The sequence below is a fragment of the Pseudalkalibacillus hwajinpoensis genome (assembly GCF_015234585.1).
Taxonomy (GTDB): domain Bacteria; phylum Bacillota; class Bacilli; order Bacillales; family Guptibacillaceae; genus Guptibacillus; species Guptibacillus hwajinpoensis_B.
Genome location: NZ_JADFCM010000001.1, coordinates 679,154 through 694,571 on the forward strand (window position 1 = coordinate 679,154; position 15,418 = coordinate 694,571).

Sequence of the window (15,418 nt, forward strand, 5' to 3'; positions counted from 1 at the left end):
TTACATAAATGTGATAATCAATACTAGAAGCCTTCTTAGCTTCCAAAAATAAGAGCATGTGAATATTTTAATAGATTATTAAATGTTTTTTAGAAAATACTGTCTAAAGCTTGAATAAGTAGGGAAAGAAATAATTAGTAATATTGAAAATTATGATAAAGGGTGATGTCATTTGTCGGATTCCATCCATGTAACGATTAATGGTAAAAGTGAACAAATTTCTAGTGAGAAAAGTGTGCTTCAAGCACTTAATGATCATAATCTAGACTTGCCGAGCGTATGCTATCATCCAAGTCTTGGAGCCATCGAAACTTGTGACACTTGTATGGTGGAAGTAAACGGAGAAGTTGTAAGGGGTTGTTCAACGACTCTCTCAAATGGAGATAGTATTAACACAACAGCTTCTCACGTAAAGGAAGCTCAGAATATTGCAATGGATCGTATTCTTCATAATCACGAGCTTTATTGTACTGTCTGTGATTACAATAACGGCACGTGTGAAGTACATAATACGGTGAAACAAATGAAGATGAATCATCAGGCGATTCCTTTTGAACAAAAACCAGACCCTGTTGATAATTCAAATCCTTTCTATCGATACGATCCAGATCAGTGTATTCTTTGCGGACGCTGCGTCGAAGCTTGCCAGGATGTGCAGGTAACAGAGACGTTAACAATTGATTGGGAGAGAGAACGTCCGCGCGTCATCTGGGATAATGACGTTGATATTAATGAATCTTCTTGTGTTTCTTGTGGACATTGCTCAACCGTGTGTCCTTGTAATGCCATGATGGAGAAAGGCATGGAAGGTGAGGCTGGCTTTTTAACTGGTATTCAACAAGATACGCTTCGCCCTATGATCGAATTAACAAAAAACGTGGAGACTGGCTATAATTCTATTCTTGCGATATCTGATATGGAATCGTCCATGCGTGAAAATGAAATTAAAAAAACGAAAACCGTATGTACGTATTGCGGTGTAGGATGTAGTTTTGACGTTTGGACAAAAGGGAGAGATATCCTAAAAGTAGAGCCTCAGGTAGAAGCTCCAGCGAACGGGATTTCCACTTGTGTAAAAGGGAAATTTGGCTGGGATTACGTGAATAGTGAAGAACGCTTAACAAAACCACTTATTCGCGAAGGCGATTCATTTAGAGAAGCAGAATGGGAAGAGGCACTTAAACTCATTAGCCGAAAGTTTTCTGAGGTGAAAGAAGACCATGGTGCAAATGCTCTTTCTTTTATTAGTTCTTCCAAGTGTACAAATGAAGAATCGTATTTAATGCAGAAGCTAGGAAGAAGTGTCATCGGAACAAATAACATTGATAACTGCTCTCGCTATTGCCAAACTCCAGCAACAGTAGGGTTATTCCGTACAGTAGGCCACGGTGGTGATGCTGGATCGATAAAAGATATCGAAATGTCTGAGCTTGTCATTGTTATTGGATCAAACACTTCAGAATCTCACCCTGTTTTATCGACAAGGGTAAAGCGTTCGAATAAGTTGAACGGTCAAAAACTCATCGTATCCGATTTGAGAAAACATGAAATGGCTGAACGCTCTGATTTATTTATTCGCCCTTCTTCAGGTTCTGATCTTGTTTGGCTCTCTGCTGTAACGAAGTATATTATTGACCAAGGATGGGCTGATGAGGCTTTCTTGAAGGACCGTGTGAATGGTCTTGATGACTATATCGCTAGTCTTGAAAAGTACACTATGAGCTATGCATCTGAAGTAACAGGAATTGATGAGGCGGAATTAATCCAAATTGCTGAAATGATCCATGAAGCAAAGACAACTGTAGCACTTTGGGCAATGGGCGTCACACAACATAGTGGCGGGTCAGATACGAGTACTGCCATCTCAAATTTACTTCTTGTTACTGGAAACTATGGTAAACCAGGAGCAGGTGCCTATCCACTTCGAGGTCATAATAATGTCCAGGGTGCGAGTGACTTTGGAAGCATGCCTGATAAAATGCCCGGTTACGAAAATGTGACCGATCAAAAAGTGCGTGATAAGTATGAAAAAGCATGGGGAACGCCACTTCCTGAAGAAGTCGGCTTAAATAATCATGAAATGGTCGAACATATTCATGAAGGAAAATTAAAAGCGATGTATTTAAAAGGAGAAGATATGGGAATTGTCGACTCTAACATTAACCATGTTCACGCAGCATTTGAGAAGCTAGACTTCTTCGTCGTGCAAGATCTTTTCCTTACGAAGACAGCTCAGTTTGCAGATGTCGTCCTTCCAGCAAGTCCAAGCCTTGAAAAAGAAGGAACGTTCACAAACACAGAACGCCGTTTTCAACGTCTCTATCAGGCACTAGAACCACTTGGAGATTCGAAACCCGACTGGAGAATTATTATGGAAATCGCAAATGAAATGGGAGCAGGTTGGGATTATGATAGTCCGAGTGACATTATGGCTGAGGCCGTTCAGCTTGCTGACATGTTTGCTGGGGTTTCTTATGAACGTCTTGAAGGATATAAGAGTCAACAGTGGCCAGTTGCGGCAGATGGCACGGATTCACCACTACTCTTTACAGAAGAATTTCCATTTCCGGATGGAAAAGCAAGACTATTCCCAGTCGAATGGACAGAACCACTCGAGTACGATGAGCAGTACGATCTTCATGTCAATAATGGGCGTTTGCTAGAGCATTTTCATGAAGGAAATATGACGTATCGAAATGAAGGCATTAAATCGAAAACACCAAGTACGTTCGTTGAAGTTTCTCCTGAATTAGCAGAAGAAAGAGGGTTATCTGACGGAACGTTAGTTAGACTTGTGTCACCATATGGAGCTGTTAAGATTAAATGTCTCGTAACAGACCGTGTGCAAGGAAAAGAAGTATACATTCCGCTAAATGATCAAGATGATGCGGCGATTAACTTACTTACAAGTAGCAAGGCAGATAAAGATACTGATACGCCTGTTTATAAAGAAGTGAAAGCGAAGATGGAAATTTTGAAAGACAAAGGGACTTCACCACTTCCAAAGATCAATCATCGCTATGGAAATCCACAGCCTCAAAAAGGCGTCATGGTTGAGCGGAAATGGGCAAGAAAAGATTATCTCTTCCCTGGAGATATGGTGAAAAAGGAGGGCATTAACTATGGCAAAAGCCATTAAGCAAATCAAGCGTATTGAAGTTTCTGAAGAAGAGAAGCGCGCGAGTGATCTTAGAGAGATTGAAGATGCTTTGATTGAAAATAAAGATGCCCTTCTTGAAACATTAAGCGTTGTAGGTGGGATGAAAGATCGAGGCATTTTAACGCTTTTAAACGGTCTTTTTGGAGAAGGTGACCGCGTTCTGAAGGTCATCGTCGATCTATTAAATGTTCCGGAAAATACAACGGCGTTAAAAAATCTGATGCTTCTCTTTGGAGCAGCAGGAAAGATTAACGTTCAGGATCTTGAGCCATTGCTTTTAAAGGTAAACTCAGGTATTGAGAATGTTGCTGAGCATTCTGACGACAACGAGAAGACTAGCTATCTGAGTCTTCTTCGCGCACTAAAAGATCCGGAGATTAATCGATCTTTAACCATTCTAATCACTTTTTTGAAAGGGATGGGGAAAGATATTGAGAACGAAGAGCAAATGACCGATAAATCACAGTCCTCTGAGGGTAGACAGGATCTTTAACTTTCTATAATTCCACTGAAAAGCCCCGCAAATTGAGCGGGGCTTTTCAGCGTGCAGCTTTACTTTTTCTTTGTGAGATGATGACAAAGGCCATAAACGTAAGCACTATACCTAATGAATCTGGTACAAGCACATCAATTAAATGTCCCGTTCTTCCCTCAACGAGACTTTGATGGTATTCATCAAATAATGCATAGAGAAAAGCTGTTAATGAGCCTAGGATAAGGGATGCTTTTCGATTGCTTTCTTTCCATGCCATGATACATAAAAACGCTAGTAAACCGAACGAGGCAACATGGGCTCCCTTCCTAAGAAAAAATTCAACATATTGATATGGCGCTGAAGGTGTAACAAGTGCACCATCATAGGTGAATTCAATTGGGGGTAAATCCTCTTCTTGGATCGAAATCATTCCTTTAAAGAACGGTTTCATATCCTGTTTTTGATAAGGGGTATTAGAGGAGACGAAAAGTATGATCATCATTAAGAGTGCGAGACTAAACCATTTTCGCTTACCGAACCATTTCATGCATTTTCCACTTTCTTTCTTAAGCAGTTTAGTCCCTATCATACCGAATTTCGTGCATAATAGGGAGTGGTTTTCCAAAGAAATATTAAGATTTTGTGTTGATCGAGTGAAGGGGATCTGAAACTATTTCTGTTCACTTATAATAGAAAATAGATGAAAGAGAAAGGAGATATAAGATGAAGATTGCTGTAATCGGTACCGGTTATGTCGGTCTAGTAACAGGAGTATGCCTAGCTGAAATCGGCCATCAAGTAACGTGCGTTGACGTCGACCACAAGAAAATTGCGATGATGACTGACGGCTATTCGCCTATTTTCGAACCTGATTTAGAGAAGTTAATGAAAAGAAATTTATTGGATGGTCGGCTTCACTTTACAACAGCTCATCAGGAAGCATTGGCAAAGGTGGACGTGATCTATATTGCGGTCGGTACACCACAACGATCTGATGGAACGTCCGACCTTCAATACATCCAGCAAGCTGCCCGACATATCGGCACATCACTTCAGCAGGATAGTATCGTTGTAACCAAAAGTACGGTCCCCGTAGGAACAAATGAACTGATACAAAAGTGGATTGAGCAAACGTTAAGATCGAACAATAAAGTAGAAGTTGTTTCAAATCCAGAATTCTTACGAGAAGGTTCAGCTGTACATGACACGTTTCATGGAGATCGTATTGTTATTGGATCAGAGAATAAAACAGCCGCCGCAGTATTAGAAGACATTAATCAGCCTTTTGGTATTCCAATTTATCATACGGATCGGAAAAGCGCTGAACTAATTAAATATGCGTCTAACGCATTTCTAGCAACGAAGATAAGCTTTATAAATGAAATATCAGCTATTTGTGAAAAAGTTGGGGCAAATGTAGATGATGTGGCTCTTGGAATGGGAAAGGATAAGAGAATTGGGGATCAATTTCTACAAGCTGGGATTGGCTATGGGGGCTCGTGTTTTCCAAAAGATACAAACGCTCTTGTACAAATTGCCGGTAACAACCAACATAACTTTCAATTGTTGAAATCTGTTATCGAGGTAAACAATACTCAGCAAAATAAGCTTATTCAAAAAGCGAAAGAGGTAGTTGGACCACTTCAAGGGAAAAAAGTAGCCTTACTCGGTTTAGCTTTCAAACCAAATACAGACGATATGCGTGAGGCAGCCTCTATCCCAATTGCTCGATCTTTAGTAGAAGAAGGAGCAGAAGTTCTTGCTTATGATCCCATTGCGATATCGAATGCTATAGGCTACTTGCCTAAAGAAGTGATCTTTAAAGAATCCTTAATAGAGGTTTTAACTGGAGCAGATGCGGCACTCATCATAACGGAATGGAAAGAAATTAAAGAGCTAGATTTAGCTGTATATGTGAAACGAATGACTTCTCCCATTGTGATAGACGGAAGGAATTGCTATTCATTAGAAGATGCGGCGAAATATCCACTACACTATATCTCTATAGGTCGGCCACCATTAATCAGTTACAAGTCCCTTCAACGGTTTAATAATTCGACAAAACAGCCTTAGCTGTTCGTCGAATTTTTTTTGAACTTTTTATATTGAGCTATTTATGTAAACATTGTTGCTGAGGGGAGGGGGGCTCGCTCCAGGAAGCTTATTTATACAAAAAATTTAATCAAATGAGCAAAAATCGAGATCTAAATTTGTAAGATAACATAGCTTGAACTTTTAATAACAGATCAAAAATATCTCGAGTTCAGAATATTTATACTTGAAAAAAACATCCACTTTGGTAAAATATGTTTGTCAGTATACTTTATGGAGACAATTAGGATTTCTGAATGAAATAAAAAAGATTGAATGGAGTGATGAAATGGTAGAGAAAACGTGTAATAAATGTCAAAAACCTTCTTATAGCAGTAATTATCAAGGAGAATGGATTTGTCCATATTGTGGAAAAGATTTAACGGAAATTCAAGTGAACAATGAGGACTACCTTTATAAGGCAGTAGTAGAGAAGAAATAACCTATAATGGGCCCACTTATTTTCTTTAGGACGAGCTTTGCATGAGAAGCTCTGGATGATGGGTAGGGGGACTTGTCACCTGAATGAAACATGTCTAGAATAATGAGTATTCGACTTAAAAGGATAGTGTGATATGGGAGAGTTTATCAAGTTAATCGTTGCCATTGTTAATGAGCTTCATGATATTGTCATTACATTAATGTATAGCCTTGGCTTTTCGGTCACAGATAAAGAACTACACTTTTGGGTGATTGGCTTACTAGGTATGGCAGGATTTATTGTTGTGCAATTCTTGTTCCGTATACTTGCAAATTGGAGTATCACAGCGATTTCGTTTATTTATACGGTAACTGTATTGCTTGTAGTCGTTTTTGCCATTGAAATTCAACAGAAAATCACCGGAAGAGGAAATATGGAGTTTGCAGACGCTGTTGTTGGATTGCAGGGCTTTATTGTGTTATTCATAATATATGTGGTCATACGCCTCATTTTAATTGGTATAAAAAAGCTACGTAAATCAGTAACAAATAAGAGCGATGCGAAGTAGATGACCTGAAGTGAGGGTTGTCTTTTTTATTTTGTTCAAAAAAGATCAATAAAATAGGAGAGCTATGATTCGCTCCCCAACCCCGGTTTTAATATGTCATTTGTGTAAGGAAAGCAATAGCTGCTCCAATCACAATAGCTGAAACGGGTAGAAGAAGATAAACCATCTTCTCTTTACGTTGTCGTCTGTACTGGATTTCCTCTGGCGTTAGCCATGATTCTCTCATCATTCATATCCCCCTTGGTTCTTGCAACAATCGCAGTGGAGGCCGTATTCGGCAGCTGGCTGACTGTCGGAAATCAGTCCGCGAAGTCCCTATAGCTTTGCGTCATCATTTTTCAATGATTTTGCCATTCTCGTACGATTTGTAGCATATAAAAATAAGAAAACGAAGTCATAAAAAATTAAAAATTGTCGAAAAATGACTACAGTTTCAAGTATAGCGTATTCTGGAAACTATGTATATTGGGAAAGTGCATTTAATTTGTTTTATCAAATAAAGCTTTTGTAAAGCAGGTTTCCCAATGTCATAGTTAAAGCGCGAATGCTTTTTTCGAAGATCTCGTAAATCATTCTTTTAAAGTCAACATACGTGAATCAAGATGAAATGTAAAAGATAATCAAGTAAAGGCAGGTTTTATTGAGAAACCGTAAAGCAAACCCTACAATAACAAATAATCAAACTCCTATAGAGAGCGTTCCAATCTTTGAAAACACAAAGCGAAGTAGAAAAAAGAAAACAGAATAACACAATTAAAATCCGCTATTAGCGGCTATCGCAATAACAACACCTAACAGGATGGATAGGATAGGTATGGCAAGGAAAAGGATCTTTTCCCTGCGTTTTTTTTGAAATTGAATTTCTTCAGGAGTTTTCCAGTTTCGTCTCATATGAATCCGCCCAGTAACGTCACTTTCCAATAATGTATAATGCGTGTGAAAGTGAAATCTCGTTTATTTTTATTATCGGTTCATTTGTTTAAATAATTTAGCCTTAAATGTCGAATTTTAAGAAATAATCTTTATGGCCTGTTTTTATTCAATATAATGGAAGATAATAAGGTCTAAGGAATTATGGAGGTGTTGATACATGCCTGTTATTTACCTGGAAACATTGATTGAAGCTCCTATTGAAATCTGCTTCAATTACGCAAGAAGTGTTGAAGCACATATGAAAAGCACAGAGCAAACAAATGAGAAAGCAGTAAGCGGGGTTACGGAAGGATTGCTAGGCAATGGTGATGCCGTTACATGGGAAGCGACTCACTTTGGCATTAAGCAAAAATTAACTGCCAAAATCACTGGGATGCAGGAACCAGATTGGTTTATTGATGAAATGACAAAGGGAGCATTTAAATCTTTTGTTCATTCTCATCGTTTTGAGGAAATCGATGATGTAACGTTAATGATCGATGAATTTAGTTATGAAGCTCCGTTTGGTTTAATTGGTAGCATCGCAAACCTTTTGTTTTTAAAAAAGTATATGAAAAATCTGCTAGAAAAGAGAGCCCTTGAATTAAAGAAAATGGCTGAACGAACGGAATAACCTTTTCCCCATTAGGCGATACTTAAGAGAGCTTATTTAGGGAGGAGACAATCATGTCGGTGTCTCGGACTATCGTTTCGGTTTGTATTCAGTGCTGGTTGGGAATCGGTTTTTTGATTTCATGTATGGCAATGCTTACACTAATAGGGCATGAACCATCTCCCTTCATTGTGGATAGTGTATCCTCCATTATCCAGTCTAGGGAGTTCCAATACGGACCTTTGACGTTAAGTTTAGAAAAAAACGGAGAACTAGGATTGGCACATTTTGTCGTTCGTAAGCTAGGTCACTTCTTTGTTTACAGTTTCATAGCATTAGTTTTACTACAGCTATTTAAAGGGGAATCATCTGTTTTTCGTACATTCATTGTCATTATCGTTGTAGCTATTTTTGCTGTAACGGATGAATTTATTCAAGCCTTTTTACCAGAAAGGACATCGTTAATCACTGATGTGATTGTGGATCTTGCTGGATGCCTACATAGTGTTATCATTTATAAAATATGGCATTACTCCACCTTAAAAGCTCTCGCATAGCGGGAGTTTTTTTATGTGATAGCTTAGCTTATACTGTTGAGTTTTGATACAGAACGTAAATGATCCAAAAATCAACCTCGCTCATTAACATATACCCTTTCAAAAATCACTACTATTATTTTTATAGTAAAAATAACCTATAGATTCGACAATGTACCTGGGTATTCTATGTTATTTTTGTAATATTCGTCATTTGGATGATATTTTAATGTAAAATTTATGCTAAAGTGTTAAAAAGGGAGAATAGAACTAATATTTTCTTAAAAAATCTTAGGGGGAAAAGATTTGAAACTTTTTACGTCATTTTTGATTGGCATTTTAGCATTTTCTTTATCCATGAATGGTGTTCAGGCTGCAGGGGAGTCAGTTACGGTTAAACTAGTAAACTATATTAAGGATACGACCGTAATCAAATTTAATGTGACAGGTAGTTATCAGATTGAAAATAGTAGCATTAAAATAGACAGTTCCCAGGCTGATGAATACAGTGTAAAAGCTGAAGCGGGTAAAGTGGTCCTTTATCGAGGCAATACCAAGCTTGAAGACTTCGGGAATTCCATGACGATCGTTCCAACGATTTCCAAATCGATGGACAGCTATGTGGGAATAGGTGACAAAAAATATCTCGGAGTAATGAAATTTGCAATTGAGGGAAAGTACATCCGTCCGATAAATACGCTCTCTATTGAGGAATATTTAAAAGGGGTAGTGCCTAGCGAAATGCCGGCCTACTGGGGAAATAATGGTGGAATGGAAGCATTAAAAGCCCAGGCAATCGCTGCTAGGACTTTCGCTTTACCACAGAAAGATTCTCTAATGGATAGTCAATCCAGTCAAGTTTATAAAGGTTATGACTGGTATCAAACGACAAACGAAGCGGTAGATGCAACTGCTGGAAAAGCACTAAAGTATAACGGGAAGTACATAGGTGCCTTTTATTCTTCCACAAATGGTGGAATGGTTATGTCCAATACGAACTCGTGGGGAAGTAGTTGGATTCCATATTTACAGACGAAAGTAGATCCATATGATGAGAAGATGATAACAAGCTATGATTATTGGGACTATACACTAGGAAAGCAACAAATTGACACAAAAAAACTAGATTTGAAAAAACCTGAGTCCTGGTGGTCTAACGTGACTGAGCTAAGTTCAAACGTAACAGAAATAAAGAATATGAAGTCATGGCTATTATCTAAAGGGAAAATTAAATCTACAGATGAAATAAAAATCACCGATATTTCGAATATTAATTTCACAGTTCCACCATTTAAATCTGATGAAGTATTAAGAGGTAGTGTCGAGATTCAGTATTTCTTAAAAAACAAAGATGGATTTGTTATGGATACAAATGGGGATTTGAAAAAGCATACGATGAAAATCGAGGATACTTCTTATAATATCCGATTTATGATTGGTACAACGATTATGAAAAGTCCTTATGTAAAAGAAATTAAACAAACGAGTAATTCATTTGTCGTTTCAGGTAGTGGCTTTGGGCATGGCATAGGCATGAGCCAATACGGAGCTTATCAACAGTCCAAAGATGGACGTAATTACGAACAAATTCTATCATTCTATTATCCTGGGACAGAATTAGTCAAAGAATCATTTGAAACAAACTTGATTACACGACTTGCAGGAAATAATCGATATGAAACTAGCGTAGCTATATCAAAAGATGGATGGAAGCATTCATCAGATGTTGTTGTACTTGGAAGAGGAGATCTTTCAGTAGATGCTCTTACGGGAAGCGTTCTTGCTAAAAAGTACAATGCTCCATTACTTTTAACAAAAAGTGAGGGACTGCCTTCTGTCGTTGAGGAAGAATTAGATCGTTTACAACCTGAAAAGATTTATATTCTAGGTGGACCAGCAGCCATTTCAGAGAAGGTAGTTGATCAACTTTCTACTAAAGTATATATTTCTGATGTAGAAAGAATAAGCGGTCAAAATCGATATGAAACGTCAATCGCAGTTGCTAATGAAGTAGGGAATAGTAATCAAGTGATCGTGACAACAGGAGATGACACATCCCCTGATGCTCTATCAATCGCTCCATATGCAGCTTCAAAGCAAATTCCAATCTTATTGACTAATAGTGAAAAGTTAAGTGAAGCTACTGGTTCGTATATGAATACAACGAAACCTGTTGCGGCTACGATTATCGGTGGGCAAAATGCGGTTTCAAGTGTTGTTGAGGACAAACTTGCTACAACTTCAACGGTCAAACGAGTTGCTGGCGATAATCGTTACGAAACAAGCGTGAAGATTGCAGAAACATTTGATTTTGAAAATAAGAGTGTTTTCTTTGCAAATGGAGATGTATTTATTGATGCACTTCCTGGATCGCCCTTTGCCGCTGCCATGAGCGCACCAGTCATTTTAACTAAGCAAAATAAATTATCGAATGAAGCTGAACAGTACGTTAAGAAATCAATGAGTAGAGAATACTACTTCCTGGGCGGGGAAGCTGCTATTAGTAAACCTGTTGAAGAAACAGTTGATAAACTATCAAATTAACCGTGGACACCTCTCTTAAAAGCAGAGAGGTGTTTTATGTTATTATAGTTAAAATGAGTAATTTCATTTTTATAAGAACGTAGACATAACGAGAGACATATAGCAAAATAAACTCAGATAAGGATGTGATGTCTTGCACCAGGAAAAAGAAATTGAAATATTGTGCGATGCTTTACGAACATATTGGAATGAACATCCAGAGAAAAGTCTCGGTCATTTGTTGAAAGATCTACATAACAAGTACGAAAAAACAGAAGCATTTACGGAAACGGATGATAAGAACTGGTTGCACTGGTTGTTAGAAAATAGTAAGCAGCGAGACCTTATTGAAAAAAAATACCGTAACCAATCTCAAATTAAAGATTTAGAGCATCATATTCGCCCTGAGCTTATGGAAGTGATCAAGCGATTTGTAGATTGAGTCAGTCGTTTTGTTACTGCTAGAGAAGCTCGTAGATTAGTTGCTAATATAAATGAGAACTTACTATGTAAGAATCACTAATTAAAAGAGCCGTACTCGTCATAACGAGTACGGCTCTTGTTTTCCTTATAATCAAAAGGGGGGATTAAAGGGATTACTTAATGTTTCGGTTTATACGCTATTACGCTGGGGGTAGAAGGGTAGGAAGAATGAAAGAATTTGATGTAGTCTGCTTCGTGGGATAATATGGTAAAATTATATAGATATACTTAGAAAGGGAGTGCTAAATATGGGAATTAGATTTGGTATTATGGGAACAGCCAATATTGCTAGAAAAGCGGTTATTCCAGCTATTCAAAATGCTCAAGGTGCTGAAGTGGTGAGTGTTGCTAGCGGTAGTGGTCGAGCGAGAGAATTTGCAGCAGAAATGGGCATTGAGCATTATCATGACAGTTATGAAGCGATGCTAGATGATCAATCAATCGATGCGGTTTACATTCCACTTCCAAATACATTACACAAAAAATGGACAATTGCAGCGGCTCAAAAAGGAAAGCACGTACTATGCGAAAAGCCTGCTGCCATTACAGCCCGTGATGCCATGCAAATGGTGCAAGCCTGTGAAGACAACAGTGTTATTTTTATGGAAGCATTTATGTATCAATTCCATCCCCAACATGAAATTGTAAGAGAAGTGATTGCTTCAGGTGAAATTGGTGACGTCAAGCATATGCGTACTAATTTTTCATTTTATATCGGTGACAAACCAAATAACATCCGTCTCAACAGTGAACTAGGTGGTGGCAGCATCTGGGATGTGGGATGTTACTGTATTCACTCCTCTAGGTTCATAATTGGAAGCGAACCATTAAAAGTTTACGCTCAGGCTTCCATTCCTAAGGAAGTTGGCGTAGATCTTTCGGCTGCAGGAATCTTTACGTTTGCAAATGGAGTAACAGCTTCATTTGATTGTAGCTTTGAACGACAAATGAGCAATTCCTATGAAATTCTTGGTACAAAAGGAAGTATTCATGTTCCATTTGCATACCGTCCAGACGCGCCTGGAGCTGGTGGTTTAATTCGAATTAAAAATAGCGAAGGCAACGTGAGAGAAGAAAAGGTTGAAGGTGAGCAGTATACACTTATGGTTGAACATTTTACGCGTTGTGTTGAAAATCAGCATATCCCATCATATTCCGGCGAAGCGACAGTAAATAATTTGAAAACGATAGAAGCTTGCTATGAATCTATTGATAAAAATCAACCAGTTGAGCTAGTATAATACAAAAAAGCACATTGGATTAGCCAATGTGCTTTTCTAGAAGTTCCTTCGTTCCTTCTGAATAGGACTTCTTGCTTGAAATTGAAGTGATATTCTTTTCTTGTGGTGTTTCACCTTCTCCAACCCAATGAAACGTAATGTTATTTAATTCATGCTCTTTGGCTGTTACAGCCATAACCATATCCCCGCTGCTATCTCCAAAAACAAACACTTTATCGGCAGATTGGATTTCATCAATAATCCACGTCGCTCCAATTTTTTTAGACAGATCTGGATGAATCACATCGACCCCATAAGTGGAAACGACTGTTTTATTACCAGATTTAGAAGAAATCGAATCTACATCATCTGCGTATTCCTGAAGAGCTTCTCGTGTTTTCTTTAAGTGCTCTTTATCACCAGGATCACCATGAACAGCTTCAACCGTACCCATCGATTCTTTCGTCTGATCCCATTGAATAAGACCATCATATTGTTCTTTTTGACTAACTTTATATAGTTTATCTTTTACCTCATCCGCGATCACATATTCCTCATCTAGCTCCCAGGAAGAAATATCGGTTCCGCGCCCTTTTATCGCCCCGTGCTCAGAAACACAATATAGGGAAGACCAGTCAATTTCATCATCAAATAGAGGGAAAAGGTGATCGGAAAGCCAACCTCTAGAACGCCCTGTGACGAAAGAAAGAATATGTCCCTCTGTAGCTAGCTTTTCAATCATCTTAACAACTTCTTTATCTGGTCTAGCATTCTCATCTGTTAGAACGCCATCAACATCAAACATATAAAAAGCCATATTAGCACTCTCCTATTCGAATTAAATTATGATTAGTATAGCGTTGTGGAGGATGGAAGGGCAAATAAAAAAGGGAGGAATATCCCTCCCTTTCTCAAATTAAATATTTACTTGCTCTGTTTGTACTTCACTAGATTGTGGGAATTTCTCATGATCCAAAGCACCAATTACAGAAGCTGTTAAAGCAAAAACAGTTGCCAAAGTGATAGCGAATTTTTTCATTTTCATTCTCTCCTTTAATTTAGTTAATGATTTTTTTTCTGGCATCATTGGCCAGACGATAATAATAACTAGCATTTTTGTATTGCGATGAATGATTATAATAATCAGCTAGTTTTTCACAATAATCAGTAACGTATTTCCAAGATTGTTTCTCTTCAAAATAAGGGATAGCCTCCTCTTTTAATAGGACCTCATAATCAGAGTTATATGTTTGTTTAACATGATGTTCTAAAATTTTGAAATGATACACGTAATTAATAACTTCATTATTCAGAGCTTGCTTTAATCCTGTTGCTAGCCAATTCTCTGCATTCTCTATTTTATTTAATTTACTATATTCAGTAGCAATTAAGTAAATAGTCTGTACTACTTCTTCAGAGTCATCTTCATTAATATATTGAAGACCAGATTTATAATAATCCAAAGCCTCAAGTGATAAACCCATGGCAGCGGATACCAAACCTAAGTTGTGGTAAACAATACTTTTTAAGTACTTATCATTAAATGATTCAGCATATTTCAAAGTGTTTTTGAAATGATTTGTAGCTTCTTCATAATTTAATATTCTTAAATTATTTATTCCAAGTAGAACTTCAATATCAGCACTTCTTTTAAAATTATACTCTTGATTAAATAATGATAGAGCTTTGACAGCGTGATTATTAGATAATGCTACTTGATATAGCCTTCCATGAACCAGCGCTTTTTGATAATAGAATTCACTCAGTTCCCCTACATCTAGGTTCATAGTTTTACTAAGCTTTTCTGCCTTTTTGTAGACTTCTAGAGAATCACTAAATTTCTTTAATTGGTAATAATACAATCCTAAAAAATAATAATAGTAGAATTCTAGATCATGATTTAAGCTTTCTTGAACTATATATAATCGCTCAAGTAAAGTATTAGATTTATCTAATTCTAAATTAAGAAGATGATAGCGAAATTTAAATAAAAGATAAGTAGTAAGTAGTATGGGATCTTCAATATTCTCAAACTCTTTTTCGATCTTTTTCTTCTTATTTTCAACTTGCTCGAGATCTCTTATTCTCATTTCTCTGTACCAGTCTTTTAGATACTTAGTCATTTCTGAGATTTTATCTTCATCATCAACCTGTTCTAAAGAGACACCTAGCTCATTACATAGATGTTCGACAAGTTCTTCACTTGGCTGGGCAAGTCCGTGTTCAATCTTACTTAGATAAGGAATAGAACAGATACCGGAAGCAAGTTGTTCTTGAGTGATGCCTTTCATTTGTCTGAAGTATCGGATTTTTGCTCCAATCATTCTTTGCTCCCTTTCTCCTAGAACTATTTGATTACAGTTTACTAAAAATTCTCAGAAAAGAGAATAGTTTTGAGGTTGGGAAATATAAACGA

General features: G+C 37.5%; 16 protein-coding genes and 1 riboswitch. Of the genes, 10 read left to right on the forward strand and 6 right to left on the reverse strand.

What is annotated here, in order from left to right; all coding sequences use genetic code 11:
- Positions 1-172: 172 nt before the first annotated feature.
- Positions 173-3,139, forward strand: coding sequence for a formate dehydrogenase subunit alpha (gene fdhF, locus IQ283_RS03200; RefSeq protein ID WP_194218707.1), 2,967 nt, complete (start codon positions 173-175; stop codon positions 3,137-3,139).
- A complete protein-coding gene (locus IQ283_RS03205; RefSeq protein WP_194218708.1) occupies positions 3,123-3,653 on the forward strand; it encodes a DUF1641 domain-containing protein in 531 nt (176 codons plus the stop codon). Before fdhF ends, IQ283_RS03205 begins: the two co-directional genes overlap by 17 nt.
- A 46-nt stretch (positions 3,654-3,699) precedes the next feature.
- Here the strand turns inward: IQ283_RS03205 and IQ283_RS03210 are convergent, their stop codons facing one another.
- Positions 3,700-4,182, reverse strand: coding sequence for a VanZ family protein (locus tag IQ283_RS03210; protein WP_194218709.1), 483 nt, complete (start codon positions 4,180-4,182; stop codon positions 3,700-3,702).
- Positions 4,183-4,358: 176 nt separating this feature from the next.
- Here IQ283_RS03210 and IQ283_RS03215 point away from each other — a divergent pair, with 176 nt between their 5' ends.
- From IQ283_RS03215 to IQ283_RS03225, 3 genes are all read left to right on the forward strand, one after another.
- The gene (locus IQ283_RS03215; RefSeq protein WP_194218710.1) at positions 4,359-5,708 is read left to right on the forward strand and encodes a UDP-glucose dehydrogenase family protein; all 1,350 of its coding nucleotides are present in this window, start codon (positions 4,359-4,361) and stop codon (positions 5,706-5,708) included.
- A 307-nt stretch (positions 5,709-6,015) separates the two neighbouring features.
- Positions 6,016-6,168, forward strand: coding sequence for a hypothetical protein (locus tag IQ283_RS03220; protein WP_194218711.1), 153 nt, complete (start codon positions 6,016-6,018; stop codon positions 6,166-6,168).
- A 133-nt stretch (positions 6,169-6,301) separates the two neighbouring features.
- A complete protein-coding gene (locus IQ283_RS03225; RefSeq protein ID WP_194218712.1) occupies positions 6,302-6,715 on the forward strand; it encodes a hypothetical protein in 414 nt (137 codons plus the stop codon).
- An 88-nt stretch (positions 6,716-6,803) separates the two neighbouring features.
- Here the strand turns inward: IQ283_RS03225 and IQ283_RS03230 are convergent, their stop codons facing one another.
- Positions 6,804-6,941: a hypothetical protein gene (locus tag IQ283_RS03230; protein WP_194218713.1), complete on the reverse strand. Its 138-nt coding sequence runs from the start codon at positions 6,939-6,941 to the stop codon at positions 6,804-6,806.
- A 47-nt stretch (positions 6,942-6,988) separates the two neighbouring features.
- Positions 6,989-7,077, reverse strand: a riboswitch (cyclic di-GMP riboswitch).
- Between the two features lie 391 nt (positions 7,078-7,468).
- On the reverse strand, positions 7,469-7,606 hold the full coding sequence (locus tag IQ283_RS03235) for a hypothetical protein (protein WP_194218714.1): 138 nt from the start codon (positions 7,604-7,606) through the stop codon (positions 7,469-7,471).
- 199 nt (positions 7,607-7,805) lie between these two features.
- Between IQ283_RS03235 and IQ283_RS03240 the strand changes: the two genes are divergently transcribed.
- From IQ283_RS03240 to IQ283_RS03260, 5 genes are all read left to right on the forward strand, one after another.
- The gene (locus IQ283_RS03240; RefSeq protein WP_194218715.1) at positions 7,806-8,261 is read left to right on the forward strand and encodes an SRPBCC family protein; all 456 of its coding nucleotides are present in this window, start codon (positions 7,806-7,808) and stop codon (positions 8,259-8,261) included.
- 53 nt (positions 8,262-8,314) lie between these two features.
- Positions 8,315-8,797 (forward strand): VanZ family protein, encoded by a 483-nt coding sequence (locus IQ283_RS03245; protein WP_194218716.1) that lies wholly within the window; start codon positions 8,315-8,317, stop codon positions 8,795-8,797.
- Between the two features lie 285 nt (positions 8,798-9,082).
- Entirely contained in the window at positions 9,083-11,320 is a 2,238-nt protein-coding gene (locus IQ283_RS03250) for a SpoIID/LytB domain-containing protein (RefSeq protein WP_194218717.1), read from the forward strand.
- 133 nt (positions 11,321-11,453) lie between these two features.
- A complete protein-coding gene (locus tag IQ283_RS03255) occupies positions 11,454-11,741 on the forward strand; it encodes a hypothetical protein (protein WP_194218718.1) in 288 nt (95 codons plus the stop codon).
- Positions 11,742-12,030: 289 nt separating this feature from the next.
- The gene (locus tag IQ283_RS03260; protein WP_194218719.1) at positions 12,031-13,023 is read left to right on the forward strand and encodes a Gfo/Idh/MocA family protein; all 993 of its coding nucleotides are present in this window, start codon (positions 12,031-12,033) and stop codon (positions 13,021-13,023) included.
- A 19-nt stretch (positions 13,024-13,042) separates the two neighbouring features.
- Here IQ283_RS03260 and IQ283_RS03265 read toward each other — a convergent pair whose 3' ends face one another.
- From IQ283_RS03265 to IQ283_RS03270, 3 genes are all read right to left on the reverse strand, one after another.
- Positions 13,043-13,819: an HAD-IIB family hydrolase gene (locus tag IQ283_RS03265; protein WP_194218720.1), complete on the reverse strand. Its 777-nt coding sequence runs from the start codon at positions 13,817-13,819 to the stop codon at positions 13,043-13,045.
- 99 nt (positions 13,820-13,918) lie between these two features.
- A complete protein-coding gene (locus IQ283_RS24240; protein WP_276511792.1) occupies positions 13,919-14,041 on the reverse strand; it encodes a hypothetical protein in 123 nt (40 codons plus the stop codon).
- 19 nt (positions 14,042-14,060) lie between these two features.
- On the reverse strand, positions 14,061-15,326 hold the full coding sequence (locus IQ283_RS03270) for a helix-turn-helix domain-containing protein (RefSeq protein ID WP_194218721.1): 1,266 nt from the start codon (positions 15,324-15,326) through the stop codon (positions 14,061-14,063).
- Between the last annotated feature and the right edge of the window lie 92 nt (positions 15,327-15,418).

Bases quoted from the DNA above. Each gene is read 5' to 3' on its own strand.
- IQ283_RS03235 (WP_194218714.1), bottom strand. From the start codon at position 7,606: ATGAGACGAAACTGGAAAACTCCTGAAGAAATTCAATTTCAAAAAAAA.
- IQ283_RS03205 (WP_194218708.1), top strand. From the start codon at position 3,123: ATGGCAAAAGCCATTAAGCAAATCAAGCGTATTGAAGTTTCTGAAGAA.
- IQ283_RS03220 (WP_194218711.1), top strand. From the start codon at position 6,016: ATGGTAGAGAAAACGTGTAATAAATGTCAAAAACCTTCTTATAGCAGT.
- IQ283_RS03270 (WP_194218721.1), bottom strand. From the start codon at position 15,326: ATGATTGGAGCAAAAATCCGATACTTCAGACAAATGAAAGGCATCACT.
- IQ283_RS03245 (WP_194218716.1), top strand. From the start codon at position 8,315: ATGTCGGTGTCTCGGACTATCGTTTCGGTTTGTATTCAGTGCTGGTTG.
- IQ283_RS03215 (WP_194218710.1), top strand. From the start codon at position 4,359: ATGAAGATTGCTGTAATCGGTACCGGTTATGTCGGTCTAGTAACAGGA.
- IQ283_RS03260 (WP_194218719.1), top strand. From the start codon at position 12,031: ATGGGAATTAGATTTGGTATTATGGGAACAGCCAATATTGCTAGAAAA.
- IQ283_RS03230 (WP_194218713.1), bottom strand. From the start codon at position 6,941: ATGAGAGAATCATGGCTAACGCCAGAGGAAATCCAGTACAGACGACAA.
- IQ283_RS03265 (WP_194218720.1), bottom strand. From the start codon at position 13,819: ATGGCTTTTTATATGTTTGATGTTGATGGCGTTCTAACAGATGAGAAT.
- IQ283_RS03210 (WP_194218709.1), bottom strand. From the start codon at position 4,182: ATGAAATGGTTCGGTAAGCGAAAATGGTTTAGTCTCGCACTCTTAATG.
- IQ283_RS03225 (WP_194218712.1), top strand. From the start codon at position 6,302: ATGGGAGAGTTTATCAAGTTAATCGTTGCCATTGTTAATGAGCTTCAT.
- IQ283_RS24240 (WP_276511792.1), bottom strand. From the start codon at position 14,041: ATGAAAAAATTCGCTATCACTTTGGCAACTGTTTTTGCTTTAACAGCT.
- IQ283_RS03240 (WP_194218715.1), top strand. From the start codon at position 7,806: ATGCCTGTTATTTACCTGGAAACATTGATTGAAGCTCCTATTGAAATC.